This window comes from Pseudarthrobacter sp. B4EP4b (genome assembly GCF_006680095.1).
Classification (GTDB): domain Bacteria; phylum Actinomycetota; class Actinomycetes; order Actinomycetales; family Micrococcaceae; genus Arthrobacter.
In genome coordinates this window covers 1-1,604 of sequence record NZ_VHIJ01000066.1, presented here as the reverse complement: position 1 = coordinate 1,604, position 1,604 = coordinate 1, and the positions used below count along the sequence as shown (strand labels likewise).

General features: G+C 56.4%; 1 rRNA gene. It reads left to right on the top strand.

What is annotated here, in order from left to right:
• Positions 1–1,433, top strand: a 16S ribosomal RNA gene (locus tag FNL14_RS20915); the annotation flags it as partial.
• Between the last annotated feature and the right edge of the window lie 171 nt (positions 1,434–1,604).

Genomic DNA, 1,604 nt, shown 5'->3' with positions numbered 1-1,604 from the left:
GGGGATTAGTGGCGAACGGGTGAGTAACACGTGAGTAACCTGCCCTTAACTCTGGGATAAGCCTGGGAAACTGGGTCTAATACCGGATATGACTGATCATCGCATGGTGGTTGGTGGAAAGCTTTTTGTGGTTTTGGATGGACTCGCGGCCTATCAGCTTGTTGGTGAGGTAATGGCTTACCAAGGCGACGACGGGTAGCCGGCCTGAGAGGGTGACCGGCCACACTGGGACTGAGACACGGCCCAGACTCCTACGGGAGGCAGCAGTGGGGGATATTGCACAATGGGGGAAACCCTGATGCAGCGACGCCGCGTGGGTGAAGAAGGCCTTCGGCGTGTAAAGCCCTATCAGCAGGGAAGAAAATGACGGTACCTGAAGAAGAAGCCCCGGCTAACTACGTGCCAGCAGCCGCGGTAATACGTAGGGCGCAAGCGTTATCCGGAATTATTGGGCGTAAAGAGCTCGTAGGCGGTTTGTCGCGTCTGCCGTGAAAGTCCGGGGCTCAACTCCGGATCTGCGGTGGGTACGGGCAGACTAGAGTGATGTAGGGGAGACTGGAATTCCTGGTGTAGCGGTGAAATGCGCAGATATCAGGAGGAACACCGATGGCGAAGGCAGGTCTCTGGGCATTAACTGACGCTGAGGAGCGAAAGCATGGGGAGCGAACAGGATTAGATACCCTGGTAGTCCATGCCGTAAACGTTGGGCACTAGGTGTGGGGGACATTCCACGTTTTCCGCGCCGTAGCTAACGCATTAAGTGCCCCGCCTGGGGAGTACGGCCGCAAGGCTAAAACTCAAAGGAATTGACGGGGGCCCGCACAAGCGGCGGAGCATGCGGATTAATTCGATGCAACGCGAAGAACCTTACCAAGGCTTGACATGAACCGGAAAGACCTGGAAACAGGTGCCCCGCTTGCGGTCGGTTTACAGGTGGTGCATGGTTGTCGTCAGCTCGTGTCGTGAGATGTTGGGTTAAGTCCCGCAACGAGCGCAACCCTCGTTCTATGTTGCCAGCACGTGATGGTGGGGACTCATAGGAGACTGCCGGGGTCAACTCGGAGGAAGGTGGGGACGACGTCAAATCATCATGCCCCTTATGTCTTGGGCTTCACGCATGCTACAATGGCCGGTACAAAGGGTTGCGATACTGTGAGGTGGAGCTAATCCCAAAAAGCCGGTCTCAGTTCGGATTGGGGTCTGCAACTCGACCCCATGAAGTCGGAGTCGCTAGTAATCGCAGATCAGCAACGCTGCGGTGAATACGTTCCCGGGCCTTGTACACACCGCCCGTCAAGTCACGAAAGTTGGTAACACCCGAAGCCGGTGGCCTAACCCCTTGTGGGAGGGAGCTGTCGAAGGTGGGACTGGCGATTGGGACTAAGTCGTAACAAGGTAGCCGTACCGGAAGGTGCGGCTGGATCACCTCCTTTCTAAGGAGCACCTACAAGCATTCATTGCCGCGTATGTGGTGGTGGGGGTTTGTCAGGAGTATATGCCCGTTGCGCAGACGCAAGTTCTGCGGCGGGTGCTCAAGGGTGGAATATCAACGGATAGGTGCCTGGTGGCTGTCACCGGTTGTTAGTACGGATGCTTGTTTCTTC